Source organism: Pantoea folii, from assembly GCF_056678875.1.
This window is the reverse complement of record NZ_JBWXON010000036.1, coordinates 1-18,972: the sequence shown is the minus strand read 5'-3', so window position 1 is coordinate 18,972 and position 18,972 is coordinate 1. Positions and strand designations below refer to the sequence as shown.

At 50.1% G+C, this 18,972-nt stretch carries 27 protein-coding genes and 1 rRNA gene; 16 read left to right on the top strand and 12 right to left on the bottom strand.

All coding sequences use genetic code 11. The features are described from left to right. Window positions 1–75 (top strand): 5S ribosomal RNA (gene rrf, locus AC1MDE_RS25665); the annotation flags it as partial. A gap of 190 nt (window positions 76–265) precedes the next feature. On the opposite strand, the gene AC1MDE_RS25660 is transcribed toward rrf, so the two are convergent. The 4 genes from AC1MDE_RS25660 to AC1MDE_RS25645 all read right to left on the bottom strand — a co-directional run bounded on the left by AC1MDE_RS25660 (window position 266) and on the right by AC1MDE_RS25645 (window position 4,422). Beyond that, window positions 266–1,027 (bottom strand): amino acid ABC transporter ATP-binding protein, encoded by a 762-nt coding sequence (locus tag AC1MDE_RS25660; RefSeq protein ID WP_034830190.1) that lies wholly within the window; start codon window positions 1,025–1,027, stop codon window positions 266–268. Between the two features lie 8 nt (window positions 1,028–1,035). Continuing rightward, the gene (locus AC1MDE_RS25655) at window positions 1,036–2,136 is read right to left on the bottom strand and encodes an amino acid ABC transporter permease (protein ID WP_034830188.1); all 1,101 of its coding nucleotides are present in this window, start codon (window positions 2,134–2,136) and stop codon (window positions 1,036–1,038) included. A gap of 15 nt (window positions 2,137–2,151) precedes the next feature. After that, window positions 2,152–3,330 carry an amino acid ABC transporter permease gene (locus tag AC1MDE_RS25650; protein ID WP_479399741.1) on the bottom strand — a complete coding sequence of 393 codons (1,179 nt, stop codon included), beginning with the start codon at window positions 3,328–3,330 and terminating at the stop codon, window positions 2,152–2,154. Window positions 3,331–3,396: 66 nt separating this feature from the next. After that, window positions 3,397–4,422 (bottom strand): amino acid ABC transporter substrate-binding protein, encoded by a 1,026-nt coding sequence (locus tag AC1MDE_RS25645; protein WP_034830184.1) that lies wholly within the window; start codon window positions 4,420–4,422, stop codon window positions 3,397–3,399. 734 nt (window positions 4,423–5,156) lie between these two features. Here AC1MDE_RS25645 and AC1MDE_RS25640 point away from each other — a divergent pair. The 3 genes from AC1MDE_RS25640 to AC1MDE_RS25630 are packed head-to-tail and all read left to right on the top strand — an operon-like array spanning window position 5,157 to window position 7,455. Next, the gene (locus AC1MDE_RS25640; protein ID WP_480345206.1) at window positions 5,157–6,380 is read left to right on the top strand and encodes a tyrosine-type recombinase/integrase; all 1,224 of its coding nucleotides are present in this window, start codon (window positions 5,157–5,159) and stop codon (window positions 6,378–6,380) included. After that, window positions 6,377–7,192, top strand: coding sequence for a hypothetical protein (locus tag AC1MDE_RS25635; RefSeq protein ID WP_480345205.1), 816 nt, complete (start codon window positions 6,377–6,379; stop codon window positions 7,190–7,192). Before AC1MDE_RS25640 ends, AC1MDE_RS25635 begins: the two co-directional genes overlap by 4 nt. Before the next feature lie 53 nt (window positions 7,193–7,245). Next, window positions 7,246–7,455, top strand: a complete 210-nt coding sequence (locus AC1MDE_RS25630) for a helix-turn-helix transcriptional regulator (protein ID WP_480345203.1) — start codon at window positions 7,246–7,248, stop codon at window positions 7,453–7,455. 131 nt (window positions 7,456–7,586) lie between these two features. Here the strand turns inward: AC1MDE_RS25630 and AC1MDE_RS25625 are convergent, their stop codons facing one another. Continuing rightward, entirely contained in the window at window positions 7,587–7,760 is a 174-nt protein-coding gene (locus AC1MDE_RS25625; RefSeq protein ID WP_479485280.1) for a YlcI/YnfO family protein, read from the bottom strand. Between AC1MDE_RS25625 and AC1MDE_RS25620 the strand changes: the two genes are divergently transcribed. The 12 genes from AC1MDE_RS25620 (at window position 7,702) to AC1MDE_RS25565 (ending at window position 13,635) form a co-directional block, all read left to right on the top strand. Then, window positions 7,702–8,100: a host cell division inhibitor Icd-like protein gene (locus AC1MDE_RS25620; protein ID WP_480345202.1), complete on the top strand. Its 399-nt coding sequence runs from the start codon at window positions 7,702–7,704 to the stop codon at window positions 8,098–8,100. The genes AC1MDE_RS25625 and AC1MDE_RS25620 overlap by 59 nt on opposite strands. Further along, window positions 8,093–8,272: a DUF4222 domain-containing protein gene (locus tag AC1MDE_RS25615; protein ID WP_480345201.1), complete on the top strand. Its 180-nt coding sequence runs from the start codon at window positions 8,093–8,095 to the stop codon at window positions 8,270–8,272. The genes AC1MDE_RS25620 and AC1MDE_RS25615 overlap by 8 nt, the downstream gene beginning before the upstream one ends. Further along, entirely contained in the window at window positions 8,265–8,483 is a 219-nt protein-coding gene (locus tag AC1MDE_RS25610) for a hypothetical protein (protein WP_480345200.1), read from the top strand. Before AC1MDE_RS25615 ends, AC1MDE_RS25610 begins: the two co-directional genes overlap by 8 nt. Continuing rightward, window positions 8,476–8,778, top strand: coding sequence for a hypothetical protein (locus AC1MDE_RS25605; protein WP_480345199.1), 303 nt, complete (start codon window positions 8,476–8,478; stop codon window positions 8,776–8,778). Before AC1MDE_RS25610 ends, AC1MDE_RS25605 begins: the two co-directional genes overlap by 8 nt. Beyond that, window positions 8,775–9,143 (top strand): hypothetical protein, encoded by a 369-nt coding sequence (locus AC1MDE_RS25600; protein WP_480345197.1) that lies wholly within the window; start codon window positions 8,775–8,777, stop codon window positions 9,141–9,143. The genes AC1MDE_RS25605 and AC1MDE_RS25600 overlap by 4 nt, the downstream gene beginning before the upstream one ends. Beyond that, window positions 9,140–10,513, top strand: coding sequence for a helicase RepA family protein (locus tag AC1MDE_RS25595; protein WP_480345196.1), 1,374 nt, complete (start codon window positions 9,140–9,142; stop codon window positions 10,511–10,513). Before AC1MDE_RS25600 ends, AC1MDE_RS25595 begins: the two co-directional genes overlap by 4 nt. A 285-nt stretch (window positions 10,514–10,798) precedes the next feature. Continuing rightward, a complete protein-coding gene (locus tag AC1MDE_RS25590; protein WP_480345194.1) occupies window positions 10,799–10,981 on the top strand; it encodes a hypothetical protein in 183 nt (60 codons plus the stop codon). Beyond that, the gene (locus tag AC1MDE_RS25585; protein ID WP_480345193.1) at window positions 10,968–11,141 is read left to right on the top strand and encodes a hypothetical protein; all 174 of its coding nucleotides are present in this window, start codon (window positions 10,968–10,970) and stop codon (window positions 11,139–11,141) included. The genes AC1MDE_RS25590 and AC1MDE_RS25585 overlap by 14 nt, the downstream gene beginning before the upstream one ends. Before the next feature lie 219 nt (window positions 11,142–11,360). Further along, window positions 11,361–12,308, top strand: a complete 948-nt coding sequence (locus tag AC1MDE_RS25580; RefSeq protein ID WP_480345192.1) for a phage major capsid protein — start codon at window positions 11,361–11,363, stop codon at window positions 12,306–12,308. 154 nt (window positions 12,309–12,462) lie between these two features. Next, window positions 12,463–13,086 carry a tail assembly protein gene (locus tag AC1MDE_RS25575; RefSeq protein ID WP_480345190.1) on the top strand — a complete coding sequence of 208 codons (624 nt, stop codon included), beginning with the start codon at window positions 12,463–12,465 and terminating at the stop codon, window positions 13,084–13,086. Continuing rightward, window positions 13,083–13,433 (top strand): hypothetical protein, encoded by a 351-nt coding sequence (locus AC1MDE_RS25570; protein ID WP_480345189.1) that lies wholly within the window; start codon window positions 13,083–13,085, stop codon window positions 13,431–13,433. The genes AC1MDE_RS25575 and AC1MDE_RS25570 overlap by 4 nt, the downstream gene beginning before the upstream one ends. Before the next feature lie 7 nt (window positions 13,434–13,440). Beyond that, the gene (locus AC1MDE_RS25565) at window positions 13,441–13,635 is read left to right on the top strand and encodes a hypothetical protein (protein WP_480345188.1); all 195 of its coding nucleotides are present in this window, start codon (window positions 13,441–13,443) and stop codon (window positions 13,633–13,635) included. Here AC1MDE_RS25565 and AC1MDE_RS25560 read toward each other — a convergent pair. From AC1MDE_RS25560 to AC1MDE_RS25530, 7 genes are all read right to left on the bottom strand, one after another. Next, complete coding sequence (locus AC1MDE_RS25560; protein WP_480345187.1) at window positions 13,632–14,393, bottom strand: abortive infection family protein; 762 nt, start codon at window positions 14,391–14,393, stop codon at window positions 13,632–13,634. The two genes, AC1MDE_RS25565 and AC1MDE_RS25560, sit on opposite strands and share 4 nt — an antisense overlap. 173 nt (window positions 14,394–14,566) lie before the next feature. After that, entirely contained in the window at window positions 14,567–14,863 is a 297-nt protein-coding gene (fis, locus tag AC1MDE_RS25555; RefSeq protein ID WP_003855228.1) for a DNA-binding transcriptional regulator Fis, read from the bottom strand. 24 nt (window positions 14,864–14,887) lie between these two features. Beyond that, a complete protein-coding gene (gene dusB / locus AC1MDE_RS25550; protein ID WP_038644355.1) occupies window positions 14,888–15,853 on the bottom strand; it encodes a tRNA dihydrouridine synthase DusB in 966 nt (321 codons plus the stop codon). Window positions 15,854–16,247: 394 nt separating this feature from the next. Next, a complete protein-coding gene (gene prmA, locus AC1MDE_RS25545) occupies window positions 16,248–17,129 on the bottom strand; it encodes a 50S ribosomal protein L11 methyltransferase (protein WP_058962425.1) in 882 nt (293 codons plus the stop codon). Window positions 17,130–17,140: 11 nt separating this feature from the next. Continuing rightward, entirely contained in the window at window positions 17,141–18,586 is a 1,446-nt protein-coding gene (gene panF, locus AC1MDE_RS25540) for a sodium/pantothenate symporter (protein ID WP_479402272.1), read from the bottom strand. Further along, window positions 18,576–18,818, bottom strand: coding sequence for a YhdT family protein (locus tag AC1MDE_RS25535; RefSeq protein ID WP_034830168.1), 243 nt, complete (start codon window positions 18,816–18,818; stop codon window positions 18,576–18,578). Before AC1MDE_RS25535 ends, panF begins: the two co-directional genes overlap by 11 nt. 70 nt (window positions 18,819–18,888) lie before the next feature. Beyond that, on the bottom strand, window positions 18,889–18,972 hold an 84-nt coding region (locus AC1MDE_RS25530; RefSeq protein ID WP_249221851.1), incomplete at its 5' end, for a hypothetical protein.

Below are 18,972 nucleotides of genomic sequence, written 5' to 3'. Positions count from 1 at the left end.
GAACTCAGAAGTGAAACGCCGTAGCGCCGATGGTAGTGTGGGGTCTCCCCATGCGAGAGTAGGGAACTGCCAGGCATCAAACACAGAAGCCCTGAACGAAAGTTCAGGGCTTTTTTGTATGTTAAAAACTACGCGCGTAGGCTTAAAACTACGCAAACAGGCTTAACACTCGGAAAACACGACGAAAGAGTGGATGCGTCGTAATACGACGAGCATAAAAAAGCCTCTGCCAGATGGCGCAGAGGCTTAAGTCACTCATTTGATATTAATGGATGACCTGAGAAAGGAAGGCGCGTGTACGTTCTGATTTCGGATTCGCGAAGAACTCCTGCGGCGGCGCTTCCTCAACAATCTCTCCGCGATCCATAAAGATCACCCGGTCCGCCACAGTACGCGCAAAGCCCATCTCGTGCGTCACGCATAACATCGTCATACCATCTTCTGCCAGACCAATCATTGTATCGAGAACCTCTTTTACCATTTCTGGATCGAGTGCTGAGGTCGGTTCATCGAACAGCATGATTTTCGGTTTCATACACAGTGAACGCGCGATCGCCACACGTTGTTGCTGCCCTCCTGACAACTGTCCTGGAAACTTATGGGCATGTTCCGCGATACGCACGCGTTGCAGATAATGCATCGCTAACTCTTCCGCTTCTTTCTTCGGCATCTTACGCACCCAAATCGGTGCCAACGTGCAGTTTTGCAACACGGTAAGATGCGGGAACAAATTAAAATGTTGGAATACCATGCCGACTTCGGTACGAACACGCTCAATATTGCGCACATCATCGTTAAGATGGATGCCATCTACTACGATACGACCTTGTTGATGCTCTTCTAAATGATTGATGCAACGAATAGTCGTTGATTTCCCGGATCCGGAAGGCCCACAAAGAACAATGCGTTCGCGGGGTTTCACCAGCAAGTTAATATCTTTGAGAACATGGAACTGACCATACCATTTATTCACGTTTTCGAGCGTAATCATCATGGCGTCAGCCGCATTAGTCATAATTTGTGTCATGTAAAACCTCAGTGCGATTTGCGCCCGGTGTGGAAGCGCTTCTCCAGATGCTGGCTATAGCGCGACATGCTAAAACAGAAAATCCAGTAGACCATGGCAGCAAACACATAGCCTTCGGTCGACATGCCCAACCAGGTGGGGTCAACGGTGGCTTGCTGCACGCTACTGAAGAGATCGAAGAGGCCGATGATGATCACCAGGCTGGTATCTTTAAACAGTGCGATGATGGTATTCACTAAACCGGGGATGGTCAGCTTAAGTGCCTGTGGCAGAATAACCAGCATCTGCGTTTTCCAGTAGCCGAGTGCCAGTGATTCCGCCGCTTCAGTCTGCCCTTTTGGCAGTGCTTGTAAGCCGCCACGCACCACTTCTGCAACATAAGCGGACTGGAACAGAATCACACCGACCAGCGCACGTACCAGCTTGTCGATAGTCGTGCCCTCTGCCATAAACAGCGGCAGCATTACCGATGACATAAACAGCACGGTAATCAGTGGCACACCACGCCAGAACTCAATGAAAATCACTGACAGGGTGCGAACCACCGGCATTTTTGAACGGCGAGCCAGCGCCAGCAGAATCCCCAACGGCAGCGCACCGGCGATGCCAATTGAAGCAATGATAAGCGTCAGCGTCAGACCGCCCCACTGGCGGGTTTCCACGCGATCCAGCCCCAGATAGCCGCCATACATCAGCAGCCAGACTACTATTGGGTAGATCACCGCCCAGCAGGCAATGTAGCGACCACGACGTGGCATCGACTTAATGAACATGGGAACGATCGACAGTAGGCCAATCACCAACGCCAGATTAATGCGCCAGCGCAGTTCATGTGGATAAAGTCCATACATAAACTGGCCAAAACGTGCGTGGATAAATACCCAGCATGCACCTGCTTTGGTGCAGTCTGCACGTGTTTCGCCAATCCAGTTGGCCTGGAAAATAAGCCAATCCAGCGCCGGTGGAATCACACTCCAGATAATCCAAAAGCTGAACAACGTGAGCAGGGTATTCAGCCAGCTTGAGAACAAATTTTTGCGCGCCCACAGCCAGGCTTTCCCTAACGGATTGCTGGGTGCAGGCGATGTATCGTGTGTGGTTACAGACATAATGATCCCGTTCTCTTATCGCTCAACTAGCGCAATTTTGCGGTTGTAAAGGTTCATCAGCAGTGAAATAAGCAGGCTGATGATCAGATAGACCGCCATGGTAATCGCAATAGTTTCAATGGCCTGGCCAGTTTGGTTCAGCACCGTGCCGGCAAACAATGACACCATATCTGGATAGCCAATGGCCGCGGCCAGTGATGAGTTCTTCACGATGTTGAGATACTGACTGGTTAACGGTGGAATGATCACGCGCATTGCCTGCGGGATGATGACCTGACGCATCGTGACAGGATTTGGCAGACCCAGCGAGCGGGCTGCTTCATTCTGACCGTACGGCACGGACTGAATCCCAGAGCGAATCACTTCGGCAATGAACGATGAGGTATACACAGAAAGCGCCACCGTTAGCGCCGCCAGCTCCGGGATCATCACAAAGCCGCCGCGGAAGTTGAATCCGCGCAGTTCTGGTACATCCCAATGCGTTGCAGCACCAAACAATGTGTGTGCAATCAGGGGTAACAGCACAATCAAACCTGCAGCGGCGGGCCACGTGCGGCGTAACTGGCCGGTTTTCAATTGATGCTTACGGTTGAAGCGGAAAAGTGCAACGCTGCCGAGGATGGCCAGTGCCAGCGCAATCAGGAATGGCCAGGTGCCAGGTGCATACTCTGGCCACGGAATATACAAACCGCGGTTACTGACAAACGCCAGATCAAACGCATTGAGTGCCTGACGTGGCCCTGGCAGGTTACGCAACACCGCAAAGTACCAGAAGAAGATCTGCAGCAGCGGTGGGATATTACGAAACGTCTCGATGTAGATGGTCGAGAGTTTACGCAGCAGCCAGTTTTCAGACAGACGCGCGAGCCCCACGGCGAAGCCCAGGATGGAGGCAAATACAATGCAGAGTGCGGAAACCAGCAGGGTATTGGTCAACCCCACCATAAACACGCGCGCGTAAGTATCGCCTTCGGTGTAATCGATCAGGTGTTGGACGATGCCGAAACCGGCATTGCGCTCAAGAAATCCGAAACCGGAAGTGATGCCGCGGTTGGCCAGGTTGATTACTGTGTTGTGGACCAGATATCCCACCACAGCAAGCACGGCCACAATCGCGATGATCTGGTAAAGCCAGGCGCGAACCGTAGGATTACCAAACGAAAAATCCCTCTTTACGGTTGGGCGTTGTGACATGTTGAAACCTCAGTGAAGAAAACGCTTGGGCACCGCAGGGTGCGGTGCCCGACTGGCAGAACAGACTTAGCGTACTGGTGGAGCGTACTGGATGCCGCCCTGGTTCCAGAGTGCATTCTGGCCACGCGCGATTTTCAGTGCACTGTCTTTACCCACGTTGCGATCGAACACTTCCTGATAGTTACCGACCTGTTTGATGATGTTGTAAGCCCATTTATTATCAAGTTTCAGGTCTTTACCGAAGTCACCTTCTGCACCCAACAGGTGAGCCATATCCGGGGTGGTGGGTTTGGCCGCCATCTGATCAACATTCTTAGAGCTCACGCCCATCTCTTCTGCGTTCAGCATAGCGTAAAGAGACCATTTAACGATGGTGAACCAGTCGTCATCACCACGACGTACCACAGGACCCAGCGGCTCTTTAGAGATCACTTCTGGCAGCACGATAAAATCATCTGGTTTGCCGAGTTTCACACGCAGTGCATACAGCTGAGACTGGTCGGAAGAGAGGGTATCGCAGCGGCCACTGTCGAGTGCTTTCGCTGACTCATCAGAACGGTCGAAGGTCACTGGCGTGTACTGCATTTTGTTGGCTTTGAAGTAGTCAGCCACGTTCAGCTCGGTATCGGTACCGGCCTGAATACATACGGTGGCACCATCCAGCTCTTTGGCGCTTTTCAGGCCCGCTTTCTTATGGGTCAGGAAGCCGATGCCGTCATAGTAGTTCACACCAGCGAACAAGAAGCCCATGCCACCATCGCGCGAAGAGGTCCAGGTGGTATTACGAGACAAGATATCCACTTCACCAGACTGAAGCGCAGTGAAACGCTCTTTAGCCGTCAGCGGGGTGTATTTCACCTTGCTTGCATCACCAAATACCGCAGCCGCAGCAGCGCGGCAAACATCCACGTCGATTCCGGTAAATTTGCCGCTGGCATCAGCGTAGGAGAAACCTGGCAGGCCATCGCTGATACCGCACTGTACGAAACCTTTCTTTTTAATGGCATCCAGCGTGGTGCCTGCGTGCGCTTGTTGAGTAACGGCGAACAGCGAGGCTGCAGCGACCAGGGTGGAAAGCATCATCTTTTTCATAAAGCATCCTGTGTGGCGAGATCGTGTGTTGTTATGTTTGCACGCACTTTAATGTGCGCTTTTTTCTGTCTGTGGCGGTTAGCCATCCACGACTCTGCAAAGGTAATGCCAGGTTTGCAGAATCCTGAATTCACTGGAAAGATCTTTTAATAAAAGGACGCATCCAGAAATTTTGGCTACTATCGCGCACCAAAAGGCTGCATGACGAGACGACGCGATCACAAATAGTGCAAATAGTTTCACTATGTGGAAGCAGTGTGAGCCATCACTCAGGATAAAATGTATGCGTTTGCAGGGTTACGGTAGAAACAGTGCAGGATCACTGGGAAAGCGGCATGGCGGGCGTTATGACGCACAAAGCAGGCGCTAAAAAGGGGCAAAAGACGTGCGGTAAGAGAGACGAAATATCACGGATGCAATTGCAACTATCGTTACCATATCCGCGACAATTGTTTCATCCGTTGCTAACGCAGGGAAACTATTGGTGAGGCACAAACAAAAACGCCAACCCGAGGGTTGGCGTTAGCGCAGCAAAGAACAATTAGTTCATGCCGTATTATCCAAACCGTTGTTTTTTATGGTTTAACCTCGTTCATTACTGACATTTCAACTCACTGTAATCACTGAATAAATCTCTATTTATCGTTTAAACTTGTTCGTTAAAGTTTAGGGAGTAACATAGCGATGTGTAGTCAGTGGTGTAGTCAGTGCTGCGTATGAACTGAGGTATTTTGATGGCTGGTGGAACAAACAAACTAAGCGACACGGCATTACGTAAGATGGTCGGGAGGGAAAGCCCGGCAGAAAATTTCTATGCTGATGGCGATGGATTGAGCGTAAAGGTTTCAAAGGTGGGAATACTCACCTGGTATTTCACCTATCGCACTGGTGGCCGCACGGCTGCGCCTCAGCGTATCAAGCTGGGTAACTATCCTGAGTTGTCACTCAAATCAGCAAGAGAGCAACGTGAGCAGTGCCGTTCCTGGCTGGCAGAAGGTAAAAACCCAAAGCACCAGTTAGGGATCAGTAAGCAGGAGACGCTCAAGCCGGTTACGGTGAAAGAGGCGCTTGAATACTGGATTACTGAATACGCTACCCACCGCCGCGCCAACGTCACAAAGCACACTGAGCAGTTAAAGCGCCATATCTACCCATATATTGGGGATTATCCTCTTTCAATGTGCGAAACCCGCCACTGGCTTGAATGCTTCAAAAGAGTGCGCAGCCGTGCGCCGGTCGCTGCTGGCTATCTTCTGCAGATGTGTAAGCAGGCGCTTAAATTCTGCCGAGTACACCGCTATGCAACCAGTAACGCGCTGGATGACCTGACGATAGACGATGTGGGCAAGAAGCAGGATAAGCGCGACAGGGAGCACACACAGGCCGAATTAGCCGATCTATGGCGTGAGTGCCACGGAAAGAGGTTCCTGCCGTATTACGCCTCCCTGTTGCGCCTGCTGGTGGTATTTGGATGCAGGACGCAGGAATTAAGGCTCTCACGCCTCTCTGAGTGGGATTTAGTGGATTGGGTATGGACGGTTCCGCGTGAGAACAGTAAAGGCGGTGAGCGCATTGTGAGGCCGGTTCCCGTTGATGTCCGGGAATACATTACAGCGCTGGTGGATCAGAACAGAGAGAGCGGCCTTTTGCTGGGCGAGATCAAGAACCCGGAAGCGGTCAGCCAGTGGGGGAGGATGCTTTACAAAAAGCTTGGGCACTCTGAACCATGGACGCTTCACGATTTGCGCCGGACGTTTGCCACCACGCTAAACAATATGGGGATCGCTCCGCACGTTGTTGAGCAGCTGCTCGGGCACACCTTGGGTGGCGTTATGGCAGTTTATAACCGCAGCCAGTACATGCCGGAAAAGCTGGACGCGCTGAATAAGTGGATGGACAGACTTAATCTGCTGTCTGAAACCCCTGAAAATGTGATTGTGATGAAGGCTGCGAAATGAATAAAACATCTATACCTGAAAGACTTTATTACCCACTGCCAGAGGCGGCAGAAAGGCTTGGTTGCTCGGTAAAAGATATTATTCATATGGGGGCAATAGGTGCGCTCCAGTTATCAATATTTATCCCTAAATGGTCAGAGCATGAAAACGGCAAGGTTAATATATTCTTTGCTGGGCTTTATGATGATTTGGAAAGATTTAGCATTGATGACTACACAGGGTTGCGGGGTGATGGTTGGAGTGTGTCCGGTGTCTACAAAGTACCTGTGAATGAGGTTATTGAGCCTGATACTGATTCATTTTCAGCTCGCTACCTGAATGGCTTTTTTGAAATAAGCTATAACTCGCTGATTGAATATGAGTTTGATTTATCTAATGAAATGATAAGGGTGTATACCCTTCACCCCTCGCAAGACCATGAAGGGTATGGACCTATAACAATTCATAGTTACTCAGGTTTTAATTTCCCAGCTAAATACTTGTGCGTTATGTCAGCAAATATTGGGAAGGTCGATCACTCTCATTCATCATTACCAATGGGAGAAATTGAAAAGCCTGAGAAAAAACACAACGAAAATAAACAATCCAAAATGATTAAGGCACTAATTGAGATTCATTATGGTTTTGGATCATCAGGAAAAGCCAGGTCGATGCTTAACACGGAGCGCAACACTGGTGAAATGCTTGCTGACTTTGACAGGGCAGGCATCAGATCACCGGTGTCAGGAAAGGTTCTGGCAGAGTGGCTCAAAGATACAGAGCTGGAATATGTGGATATATCCACAGTAAAAACGGAAACCTCCAAGAAGTAAAAGCCCTCCTCAGTACGCTCCTTACGAACAGCAAAACACCGTAAGGAGCAGTAATGAACAACCAATTATTCGAACGCACTATTCGTGAACCTGAGTGCCGTCAACTCACTGGACTCTGCCGCACCACTCGTTACCTGATGGAAAAAAAAGGAAAGTTCCCCGCTCGCCGTAAGATTGGCGCGCGTGCTGTGGGCTGGCTGTTATCTGAGATAAACGCCTGGCAACTTGCGCAGGGCAAAGCTGATGTCGGTAAAGCGGGGTGAGGTATGCCGGATAAAACAAAGGCGACCTTGCAGGGTCGCCAGTGTCACAAACTTAATAAAACAGCGCCAGAACAGATTAACACGTTAATCGAAAGTTTCAACCGGAGCAATTTTGCGCCCCTTGATTTTGTTCAGTTTTTTGAGTCCCTGCTGAGCTTTTCTCTACAGGCCTGCTTAACCCAAGAACTGAAATTACCCGATCCGGCCACGCTGTTAATCTCGGCAAGAAGGTCATCTTCAAAGCGGATGTTCTTTTTGGTGCTGTTGGAACGCTCAAATTTGAGTTTGGTATTTTTATCTTGCATTGGTACGTACCGCTGTATTAGGATTAACCGCAATGGTACGTACCACATCGGTTTTACGCAACCATTAAATGCAGCGAAGCCCGGAAGTGCGTCAACACTAACCGGGCCTCTTACCAAACCGTTATATGAGGTAACGATTATGGCTGAAAAACAGCATACCCAAACTCACCCTAAATTTACATGGCGTTTTCTGGCGATTGATCGTGCAGATATGGCGGCTAAGCCGTGCCGTCTGTCAGTAGAAGCCGAAACAGAGCAGGACGCCCGCCGAGTATTGGCTCCGCATTTCATCCTTTCACTTGCTGCACGTCTGCCTCTAGCGGAGGTGCGTCATGCATAACATTCAGGCTAATCAGCGCTGGAAGAACAGCCGCGGCGAACTGGTCACTGTGATAGCTGCGGCATTCAATCGTGTTGCCTTTGTTCGTGATGGCTTCACATGCCCGTGCACCTGGGCGGAAATCCGTTTCACCAAAGAATTTATTCAGGTGCAGGAGGTGAATCATGGCTAAAGCAAATATCACCTCAGTTGAAACCACTCGTTTCAATACTGGAATGATGGGGCTTCATCAGGTATGCGCTTTATTGATCGCCCTTGAGCATGGCAGCCCTGAAATGGAAGGTGATGACGTCACAGCCGCTATCGCCGGGATCAATCACATTGTTCGTGGTATCAGCATGGACATGGATCACGCAATGCTGGAGGGTTCGAAAAATGTCTGACATCTATCACGCGCTGATTAGACACAGCCTCTCTGATTGCCCTACAGAATCACTTCAGGAATACAGCGATAACTGCGCCAGCGCTGCAATGGCTATTAACTCTGCACTGACGGTGATTGGCAACATGACATTCGAAGCCAGCCAGAGCGAAGACTACCCGGACGCAGATGCGAAGCGCGATTTATTCATGATCGGTTCTGTACTGAGAAACCTGCCACGCATTGCCCAGGCATTAAAACAAAACAGCGATTTAGCGGATTTAGAACAGAAACGCCGTAAGGAGCAGCAATCATGATCAGCAACGTCAAATTTAATGAGTTATCAGGTCGTGTTGAATCGCTGCTTCAGCGCGTGGAAGAACTGGAATCATCAATTAAATCGCTGGTGGCCACACAGGGAGGTGAAATCCCTCCTGGTATGTCACCAGTATCCACGCTGGCGGCTGAATATGGCATTTCCACCAAGAAGGGTGAAGAACTGGCGCAAAACACTGGCGTTCTGATGGTGAAACACAAAGCTGGTGGCTATCTGGTTCAAGATGAGCGTTTCAGAGAGGCGGCACGTTTAGTGCTGAGAGCGGCTAAGCGTAAGTATGGATCGGCGTACTGGTACCACCCGCTGATTGGCAAGTTCCAGATGAGCGGAGGTATCCCGAAATGACAGCAACACTAACAACCGTTGAAACAGCATCAGATGCGCTGTTCCGCTGTGCATATCGTTGGGCTCATGGTCGCTCTGTAGAACGCGATGAAATTGAAAAGGCATTACAGGCACACAAAGACCCTTCAACTCGTTACGGAAAGCTGGTGGCTCGTCTGCGCGGTGCTCTGCAAATGTCGTATGAGGATTTCTGTGATGCAGGTTATGCGCATACCGATAACGATCGCATGCTCGCCACCCGTAGAAATCTGCTGGTGGAGGAAATTGGCGAAACCGAAATGATTACCTGGTTGCGTGATGTGTCCCGTATCAGTCGCGTATTCCCTGATTCCGGGCTGATTGCCTCACGTACTTCATTGCCGCTTTCCCGTGGCTCTGAGGGATTTAACGTCAAACAGGATTACATCATTAAGCACTTTCTGCCGGCGCAGTCACTGTGCAGCATTTATGGACCAAGCGGCTCTTACAAAAGCTTCCTCGCTGTTTCATGGGCGTGTCATATCGCAGCGGGTATGGAATGGTCAGGTCGCAAGGTCAACGCCGGAGCGGTTATGTACATCGTCGGTGAGGGTGGCGTCGGTGTACCTCGGCGTATCCGCGCGTGGGAAAGTGCGCATGGAAAAAATATCGACAATCTGTGGCTTGTTAACAGGCCCGTGTTCCCGGTGCGCCGTGAGGAAGTTGACGAGGTGATCAAGGCATCACGCCAGATTGAGGCCGAGTCAGGTGCGCCTGTAAAACTTATTGTGATCGATACGTTGGCTCGCTGCTTTGGTGGTGATGATGAGAACAACGCACGCGATATGGGCGCATTCATTGAGGGCTGTGACAACATCAAGCGTTTAACTGGCGCAAGTGTGCTGGTGGTGCACCACTCAGGCAAAGATGAGGCTAAGGGTGCGCGTGGGTCCAGTTCTTTCAGGGCAGCGCTGGACGCAGAATTTAGTGTCAAACGAGAAGGTGAGGGGAAAGCTTTAGTGCTGACCTGCACCAAGATGAAAGACGCCGAAGAACCTGCCAAGAAGGCGTATGACCTGCGCACAGTCGAACTGTTCACCGACGATGATGGTGAGGAAATCTGTTCGCTGGTGGTTCGTGATGTGGCTCGAACAGCTGTTGAAATCGACCCTGAATTAGCAAGGTTGGGAAATATCACCGAGAACCATTCAACTCTTTGGAATCTGATACGCAGCAGAACTGAGAATGGTGATTTATGCACCAGAGCTATTCTCAGGGATGACATGAAAGCAATGGGCATTGATACCAGTAAAAACTTCAGTCGATGGCTTACTAAGCTCCACACTGACGGTTTGGTATCGGTCGATGGTGAGAATGTGAAAATTTTATCCAAAAGGAAGAGTGAGGAGTAATTCGATTAATGGTGAGGAGTGCTGCGGTAATAATCAGCCTCTCCTCACTTTCACTGTGTATATGCGACTAAAGTGAGGAGTAACCCCGAAACCCCTATCATTACTGGATTTTGCGTGGTTTGGTGTTAATCAGGTGAGGAGCAGGTGAGCAAAGCAATTAGTGAGTAGCATGTGAGGAGCTAAGGCTCCTTTTTTATATCTCAATCATTTCACTTATCGCAATGACATTGCTCATCATTGCGATAGGTGAAACAATTGCGACTGTTGATTAAGGAGTGAGCACCGATGAATCCTAACTTCAAAACTATCCTGCTCACCACAGAGCAGGTGAAGCGACTGGAACAGATACAGGCATCAGAGCGCCAGCGCTCAAGCATGAGCAGCGCCCCATCTGTTCACGCTATTGCACGCCATCTGATTGACCAGGCTTTAGGCAGCAAAGAGGTGAAAGCTGATGGCACTAACTGATCGAGACACATCAATCCTGAAGGCCGTGAGCGAGGCTGTGAAGGAAACAATCACCGAGATTAATGCAAAGCATGCGTTAGAGCTTAAGGAGCGCGACACGCGCATTGAGAAGCTGGAGAGCGATGTTTCAGGGCTGATTAGCCTGCTGGGTGAGCAATGAGGGTGGGGGGGAGTGGTCAAGCTTTTAAGCGGTCTTGCTTCGAAACCTCGCCCCCTCTCACGCGCAGAAAATATCCCCTTTTGAGGGGGTGTTAACAACCACCCTATAAACAATTTAATAATTAAATATCAATTGTTTATCTGATTTATCTGTTAACAAGGGTATTAACTATCTCAGTTAACCTGTTAACAGGGAAAGTTAACCTTTACGGAGAAGATTATGAAAGGTCTGGAATTTGTTAGAGCCGCACGTGTGCTGGCTCGCTGCAATGGTCGTCTGAATGAGGCGAAAGGTTTTTCTGAGAAGGATCAGAAGCTGGAGCAGTATTTTTCAAAAGCACTGGTTGCCGGAGCAACTACGACCGACAGTCCATTGATCACAACAGATGTTATTGCCAGAGAATTTGCAGAGTACGCATTCTCTCAATCAATACCCGGTCGCCTAATGGCAAAGGCAATACAATTCCCGTTTAAAACTAAAGTCGGCTCTGTCAGTGGTATCGGCGCTGGCTGGTTAAAAGAGGGGGCCGCCGTTCCTGTTCGCAAAGGGGCTGTGAATAATTCTGACACTTTGAAGCCTTTCAAAATGGCCTCTCTGGTCGTCTTATCTGATGAACTGTTGCGCCTCACTAATCCCGGCACTGACTCAACTATCCGTAACATGATGGTTAGCGCGAGCGTCAGAGAAATTGACAGTAAATTCCTATCGGAAGATGCCGAGGTATCTGAAGTATCGCCTGCTGGTGCTCTGATTAATGCGCCAAGCGTAGCAGGCTACGCTGATTTGATCGCGACACACGTAAGCAATGGCAACTCGCTGCAGGGTTCTGCACTGGTGGTGCCTAATACCTATGTGCTGAGCCTAACCGAAAATCAGCTTCGTCAGTTTGAACTTCTGGGGATATCTGTTCTGCCAAGTCAGTACGCCACAGGCGTGTCGCTGATTGACCCTGCAAACATGATGATCAACGTTGAAGGGGCAGGGATGATTACCTCGACTGAGGGTACTGTAGAGATGTCTGACGCTCCTGAGAATAACTCTGCTGAGCCTGTCCAGGCTGAGAAGGTGAGCCTGTATCAGACTAACTCAGCTGCAATCATGACCACGATTTACTGTGGCTGGGAGAACGTTGGAAAACCGGTTACACGCCTTTCAGCAGGTTCATAAATTTTGAGAGCGGATAACTCCTCCGCAAAAAGGGCGTAACCGCCAGCCAGAGGCGGTAGTACTGGCAAATTTGAATATTCATAGAACTTCCTGACCTGCCGGAAAAGGTCGTTAAACCCCGGCATTAACTTCTACTAAATTTGAGGTAATGATTATGAAAGGTCCATTACAATTGGCACCGAATGAAGTCATGACAGAAATCCGTTTATATGGCGTTCTTGGGCAAACCTTCGGTAAAACACATCGCCGAATGGTTAGTTCAGCGAGAGAAGCAATTCGCGCACTTTGCATGACAATTCCCGGCTTTGAAAAGTTTCTTAATAACAGCCGTAAGCGCGGACTCACTTACTCTGTTTTTATTGGCAGTAAGAATGTGAATAAGGATGATTTCGAATACCCTCATACTGGCAAAGAGATAAGGATTTCCCCAGTCATTGTTGGCAGCAAAAGAGCAGGTGCTCTGCAAACAATTTTGGGCGCGGTATTGGTAGTTGTTGGAGTAGTTGTTGGTGTTTTATCATCCGGTACGCTATCTACGGTGGGGTATGGAATGGCCAAGGTAGGCGCAGCCATGATGCTTGGCGGTGTAGTCCAAATGCTTTCACCACAACCGGCAGGGCTAGCCAGCAAGCAGGACGCAGATAACCGGGCTTCATACGCATTCGGCAGTCCGACGAACACAGCATCGCAGGGATACCCCGTTCCACTTCTGTACGGTCAGCGCCGTATTGGCGGTGCAATCATCTCCGCTGGTATCTACGTAGAGGATCAGCAGTGATTAACGACCCAAGAGCATGGCCTGAAGGTGAGACTTTCATTAGAACGGTTGAAATCCCGGTGCAGGGTGATTTAGTTGATGTCGAAGTCACTTTCACGGTGCCGCCGTTCGAAACGCTGGTGGCAATGAATGAGAATAATGACCCGGAAAAGGCTTACCCGCTGTTCCGGCAATTCATAGCCGATTGGGATTTGCAGGAAAAACTGACGGATCATGTGCTGATGTGCTTTCTTCTGCAGGATATCCGCGTTTCAGAGGTGATGTTTGCAGCCTGGGCAGATCACTTGAAAGAGCACATCGCAGCCCGACAGATGAATGTGATGCAGGCCCCAGCAACAATTAACTGAGGTATTTATGCACCAGAAAGAGATTGCTGAAGCGCTGGCGGTAGCCATGAAGCGAGACGGGCATGAGCTGGACGGTGCTGATCGACTGGTTATCCGCACCACGATATCTGGCAGTATGGCGGCACAGCGCAGGCGTGATAATTATACGCGTTCGGCAACAGCATCATTTAGCTGGAAGAAAAGAACACCGCCACGAAATTAATTTTTCGATATAAATTGCCACGTCTGAACCAAGAAAACCGCCATACCTCCGGCAAGATTAACAGCCAACAGAGCATGCCTGTCAGATGGCTTAACGGGTTTTTTACCTATGCCGTGGGCATCGCCAAGCCGATTTCTTAAAGTACCAAGCCCATTAACTACCGAAGAACACCCTTTGAGTATCTGTTTGAAAATCTGTTGGCTATGCTGATCCGGCGCGAGATTTAGCTCTTTTGCTGTCAGCTTATAAAGTTCACTCATATCTGAATTGCGGTCGTACTCGATCCGTAAATCATCCAATATGTGCTTGCACACTGTTTCAATAAGGGAGCGCGCCGCTGTTATGGCGCCTTCTGGATCGGTATTTCTTCTGTCAAGCGCCTTAGTCCAGGCCTCGTTAACCCCTTGCTCATCATAACTTCTAAGGCCATCAGTAATATGAAAATCAGAGGGTGCTACTCCAACGCCTTCAAAATGATCGAATAACGAGCAAAATTCATGAGAAATAAAATTATCTCTTTCCCTGTAAGTGGAGAATTTTGGCTGAATGTATCCCCAGAACTGCTTAAGAGTTCTGCATTCTCGGACAAAGGCTGGCAGAAGAGGTTTGAAGGTGGTGCTTTGGACGAAGTAGGAGCGCAAGGCAATGTATTCGGTACTGTCATCACGGTAACCGCCACGAGCTATTTCAAGTAGCAGGTTCTCAAGGTGTCTTGCCTTTTCCTCGTCAGACTCAAACTCACTCAAGAAATCTCGCATGTTCACTCCATTCACGCAGTTAATCCTGAAAATTTAATCGCATAAAAACCCGTTGTTCAACAACGTTCATTTTCGTAGGCGAATTCGTGTAGTCAGTGGTGTAGTCAGTCCATTAAAAAAGGCGCTGTGATTTCTCACTAGCGCCTTCTTTATCAATAGCTTAAAAGAGCCTATCAGTTCATGCCGTATTTTTTCAGCTTCTTACGCAGGGTACCACGGTTGATACCCATCATCAGAGCTGCACGGGTCTGGTTGCCACGGGTGTACTGCATCACCATGTCCAACAGAGGCTGCTCAACTTCAGCCAATACCAGCTCATACAGATCACTTACATCCTGACCATTCAGTTGAGCAAAATAGTTCTTCAGTGCCTGTTTTACCGAATCACGAAGTGGCTTTTGCGTCACCTGATCCTGTGAGTTAACGGTAGAAACGGTCAGTACATCAGAATTTACGCGTTGTTCGAACATAGTTCTTTCAGCTCTTTATTTCGTTTACGCAAGATTTTCGAAGTATGCCTCCAACGCCTCCAGCTGTTCGCTGGCATCCTCTATGGCGTTGAATGTGCGCCGAAACTGGTCATCAGGAGCACTTTCCTGCAAATACCAGGAAACGTGTTTACGAGCAATACGGTATCCCTTGCGCTGACCATAAAAGTCGTGCAGTTCCCGTATATGTCCAATCAGCATTTGCTTCACTTCAGCCAGCGGCTTCGGTGCCAGCAGCTCCCCTGTGTCCAGATAATGCTGGATTTCCCGGAAGATCCACGGTCTTCCCTGAGCAGCGCGTCCAACCATAAGAGCATCGGCTCCGGTATAGTCGAGCACCGCTCTGGCTTTGTGCGGGTCAGTAATGTCACCATTCGCGATAATCGGAATGGAAACGCTCTGCTTAACTGTCCGAATGCTGTCGTATTCAGCGTGCCCCTCAAACAAACAGGCGCGCGTGCGGCCATGAATGGTGAGAGCCTGAATGCCACAGCGTTCAGCCAATTGGGCAATCTCTACACAATTACGATTTTCTTTGTCCCAGCCGGTGCGAATCTTCAGCGTAACCGGTACATCAACTGCATTCACTACCGCACGGAGGATGGACTCCACCAGTGACGGATGCTGCAGCAGTGCTGAGCCAGCCATCTTACGATTCACTTTCTTAGCCGGGCAGCCCATGTTGATATCAATGACCTGCGCGCCAGACGCCACATTAATGCGCGCGGCAGCAGCCATCTCATCAGGATCGCAACCGGCAATTTGCACGGCACGGATTCCAGGCTCGTCACTATGCACCATACGCAAACGGGATTTATCACTGGCCCAAACTTCTGGGTTTGATGACAGCATCTCGGAGACAGTCATACCCGCGCCGTTCTCGTAACACAAGGTGCGAAATGGCTTGTCGGTAACGCCAGCCATAGGTGCAGCGATGAGTCGATTACGTAGCTGATGGTGTCCAATGCGCATGAAAAAGAAGTGACCCTAACTGTTCGCAAGGCGGCGTATATTACGCATTTTTTAACGAAGATGAAAGGCCAAACTTTGAACAATTCACCGTTAAACTGCGAGGAATTCGGCCTTAACAGCAATGCTACAACTAATAATCTATATAATTCAGTGCATTAAAAAATTATGCTGAAATTGTGAGCAAAAGTTTTTCTTAAAACATGCCCAAAATCACGACATAAAAACCGCCACATCCGGTAATTAGCCAGAGAAATGACGGCGATATGATTATTAAATGTACTAATTTGATTGCTTTCAGGTAGCAGATTTGCGGCTGATATGCAGAGGGTGAGTTGCTTTCACTGACTGATGGCCAAACAGCAAACCGGCCAGCGAAGCCAGCCGGTGATCAAACTCAGCGGCGCACGCCGGTAATACGGCACCACTCCTCTTTTTCAGCCACCGGATCAAGTACGAAGCGCTCAACGTAGGCTTCACACACCCCTTCAGCCTGGCTGGCTAATACGCCCGACAATCCCAGATGTCCGCCCGCTTTCGGTAATACGCTAATCAGCGGCGCCAGCTCGCGTAGCGGGCCTGCGAGGATATTGGCGACAACCACATCCGCTTGCAGGTTTTCCGGCTGTTGATGCGGTAGATAGAGCGACAGACGATCAGAAACGCCATTGCGCTCCGCATTGTCACGGCTGGCCTGAATAGCCTGCGGATCAATATCAATCCCGATAGCCTGCGACGCGCCCAGTTTAAGGGCGGCTATAGCGAGAATGCCGGATCCACAGCCAAAATCGATCACAGTTTTGCCTTGCAGATCAAGTCCATCAAGCCAGGTGAGACAGAGCGAAGTGGTCGGGTGGGTGCCGGTACCAAACGCCAGGCCCGGATCCAGCATCACGTTGACGGCATTCGGATCCGGCACGTCCCGCCAGCTCGGGCAGATCCACAAACGTTCACCAAAACGCATCGGGTGGAAGTTATCCATCCATTCACGTTCCCAGTCTTTATCCTCGATCTGCTCGATCTTGTGATGGAAATACGATCCCAGCAGTGGATGTTGACTCAGTTCGGCCACCACATCGTCCATCTCGGTTTCGGCGTCGAACAGACCAATCACATCTGTATCGCCCCATAAGCGTGTTTCACCCGGTAGCGGTTCGTAAACCGGGTTGTCATGGGTATCCTGAAACGTCACCGAGACGGCGCCCACGTCCATCAGCGCATCGCTCAGCGGCTCGGCATTTTCGCCGGTACTGTTAATTTTGATTTGAATCCAAGGCATAGCGTTTCTCTTTATTTCACCGCAGCGTGACGCGCTTCAGGCGTGCTGCCAAACAAATTACCCACTACGAAGGCCAGCAGGCTTAAGGTCAATGAGGGAACGATAGGGTGAAAGCCCCATAGTTCAATTTTCAGGCTGGCAAGTAAGGTATAGCAAGCCGCGCCGACAACCATGCCGCTGATAGCACCTGTCGAATTAGCGCGCTTCCAATACAGTCCCAATACCAGCGGCCAGAGGAAAACGGCTTCCAGTCCGCCAAAGGCCAGCAGATTGAGCCAGATAATCATATCCGGTGGATTCCACGCCGCCAGTAACAGCAATATGCCCAGCACGAAAGTGATAGTGCCGGATAGCATACGCAGGCGCGATTCATTCTCGCTGTGCTGTGGCGCAATACGCAAATAGAGATCCTTGATCAGCGTAGCGGAGGATTGCAGCAGCTGCGCGTTAATCGTTGACATGATTGCTGCCATCGGTGCAGCGAGAAACACGCCGGCTGCCATTGGCGGCAACACGGTGATCATCAGCGTCGGGATCACGCGATCCGGAACAGTGAGATCCGGCAGAATGGCACGACCTAACGCCCCCGCCAGATGCATGCCGAGCATTAGAATCACCACGACGATGGTGCCCAGAATGATGCCGCGATGCATGGCTTTACTGTCTTTATAGGAGATACAGCGCACCGCAGTATGCGGCAAACCAATCACGCCAAAGCAGACCAGCACGGCGAAAGAACTCAGGAATGTCGGATTAATGACGTTGCCAACACCTTCCGGCGACACGAGTTGGGGATCGATGGTGCGCAGTTTCGTCACGGCCGTTTCGAGTCCACCCGCCTGATGGATAATGGCAAACAGCAGCAGGAAGGTGCCGACCAGCATTACCAGGCCTTGCATTGCATCGTTGAGTACGCTGGCACGGAAGCCGCCAAACGCGGTATACAGCGCGATGGTGCCACCAAAAATTAATAAGCCGGTGTCGTAAGGAATACCCGCAGCGGTTTCCAGCAAGCGTGCACCACCAATAAACTGTACGGTCATTGCGCCAACAAAAGCCACTAATAAGCTAATACTGGAGAGCCAAATCAGCAGTGTGCTGCCGTAGCGGCCATATAGCATGTCATTCAGCGTCACAGCGTTATAGCGGCGCGCGAGAATGGCGAATTTCTTTCCTAATACACCGAGCGAGAGCCACACCGCCGGCACCTGAATCATCGCCAGCAATACCCAGCCAAGACCATATTTATAGGCAGCACCCGGCCCGCCAATAAACGAACTGGCACTGATGTAGGTGGAGGTAATCGTCATGGCCAGCACAAAACCACCCATCGAACGGCTGCCGAGGAAGTATTCGGTGAGGAAATTGCCCTGACGCTGTTTGCGCATCGCAAACACCGATAAACCGGCGATCAAGACCAGATAGGCTAATAGCGGCAGAATGATTTCACTGTCCATCTTGATCCTCAAGCGACATGTCGCGATACAACAGGCGAACCATCACCCAGCAAAGGACGATAAATAGCAGCGGGGCGAAAATGCAGGAGAGCTCAAACCAGTGCGGTAATCCGGTGATGCCGCTCTCATTGCCGCCTAGCCAGGCACTTAGGCCCCAGACGGCGAGGTACGCCAGCGTCAGATAAAATGCCCAGCGCGCCTCTTTGTTCGCTTGTAAAAAACGCCAATCCATCATGCAACCTCAACGGTAACAAAAATGAAAAAGGCCGGATTAACCGGCCTTTGTTTGCTCTGCGCTGCGATTACTTCTCGTGCAGGCCGAGTTTTTTCTCCAGATAGTGGATGTTGGTGCCACCCTGCTGGAAATGTTCGTCGGACATGATTTT

Bases quoted from the DNA above. Each gene is read 5' to 3' on its own strand.
- AC1MDE_RS25590 (WP_480345194.1), top strand. From the start codon at position 10,799: ATGAATCCTAACTTCAAAACTATCCTGCTCACCACAGAGCAGGTGAAG.
- AC1MDE_RS25575 (WP_480345190.1), top strand. From the start codon at position 12,463: ATGAAAGGTCCATTACAATTGGCACCGAATGAAGTCATGACAGAAATC.
- AC1MDE_RS25560 (WP_480345187.1), bottom strand. From the start codon at position 14,393: ATGCGAGATTTCTTGAGTGAGTTTGAGTCTGACGAGGAAAAGGCAAGA.
- dusB (WP_038644355.1), bottom strand. From the start codon at position 15,853: ATGCGCATTGGACACCATCAGCTACGTAATCGACTCATCGCTGCACCT.
- AC1MDE_RS25580 (WP_480345192.1), top strand. From the start codon at position 11,361: ATGAAAGGTCTGGAATTTGTTAGAGCCGCACGTGTGCTGGCTCGCTGC.
- AC1MDE_RS25645 (WP_034830184.1), bottom strand. From the start codon at position 4,422: ATGAAAAAGATGATGCTTTCCACCCTGGTCGCTGCAGCCTCGCTGTTC.
- AC1MDE_RS25595 (WP_480345196.1), top strand. From the start codon at position 9,140: ATGACAGCAACACTAACAACCGTTGAAACAGCATCAGATGCGCTGTTC.
- AC1MDE_RS25565 (WP_480345188.1), top strand. From the start codon at position 13,441: ATGCACCAGAAAGAGATTGCTGAAGCGCTGGCGGTAGCCATGAAGCGA.
- AC1MDE_RS25605 (WP_480345199.1), top strand. From the start codon at position 8,476: ATGTCTGACATCTATCACGCGCTGATTAGACACAGCCTCTCTGATTGC.
- AC1MDE_RS25600 (WP_480345197.1), top strand. From the start codon at position 8,775: ATGATCAGCAACGTCAAATTTAATGAGTTATCAGGTCGTGTTGAATCG.
- AC1MDE_RS25535 (WP_034830168.1), bottom strand. From the start codon at position 18,818: ATGGATTGGCGTTTTTTACAAGCGAACAAAGAGGCGCGCTGGGCATTT.
- AC1MDE_RS25635 (WP_480345205.1), top strand. From the start codon at position 6,377: ATGAATAAAACATCTATACCTGAAAGACTTTATTACCCACTGCCAGAG.
- panF (WP_479402272.1), bottom strand. From the start codon at position 18,586: ATGGACAGTGAAATCATTCTGCCGCTATTAGCCTATCTGGTCTTGATC.
- AC1MDE_RS25660 (WP_034830190.1), bottom strand. From the start codon at position 1,027: ATGACACAAATTATGACTAATGCGGCTGACGCCATGATGATTACGCTC.
- AC1MDE_RS25620 (WP_480345202.1), top strand. From the start codon at position 7,702: ATGTTCTTTTTGGTGCTGTTGGAACGCTCAAATTTGAGTTTGGTATTT.
- AC1MDE_RS25655 (WP_034830188.1), bottom strand. From the start codon at position 2,136: ATGTCTGTAACCACACACGATACATCGCCTGCACCCAGCAATCCGTTA.
- AC1MDE_RS25640 (WP_480345206.1), top strand. From the start codon at position 5,157: ATGGCTGGTGGAACAAACAAACTAAGCGACACGGCATTACGTAAGATG.
- AC1MDE_RS25625 (WP_479485280.1), bottom strand. From the start codon at position 7,760: ATGCAAGATAAAAATACCAAACTCAAATTTGAGCGTTCCAACAGCACC.
- prmA (WP_058962425.1), bottom strand. From the start codon at position 17,129: ATGCCTTGGATTCAAATCAAAATTAACAGTACCGGCGAAAATGCCGAG.
- AC1MDE_RS25630 (WP_480345203.1), top strand. From the start codon at position 7,246: ATGAACAACCAATTATTCGAACGCACTATTCGTGAACCTGAGTGCCGT.
- AC1MDE_RS25585 (WP_480345193.1), top strand. From the start codon at position 10,968: ATGGCACTAACTGATCGAGACACATCAATCCTGAAGGCCGTGAGCGAG.
- AC1MDE_RS25615 (WP_480345201.1), top strand. From the start codon at position 8,093: ATGCATAACATTCAGGCTAATCAGCGCTGGAAGAACAGCCGCGGCGAA.
- fis (WP_003855228.1), bottom strand. From the start codon at position 14,863: ATGTTCGAACAACGCGTAAATTCTGATGTACTGACCGTTTCTACCGTT.
- AC1MDE_RS25610 (WP_480345200.1), top strand. From the start codon at position 8,265: ATGGCTAAAGCAAATATCACCTCAGTTGAAACCACTCGTTTCAATACT.
- AC1MDE_RS25650 (WP_479399741.1), bottom strand. From the start codon at position 3,330: ATGTCACAACGCCCAACCGTAAAGAGGGATTTTTCGTTTGGTAATCCT.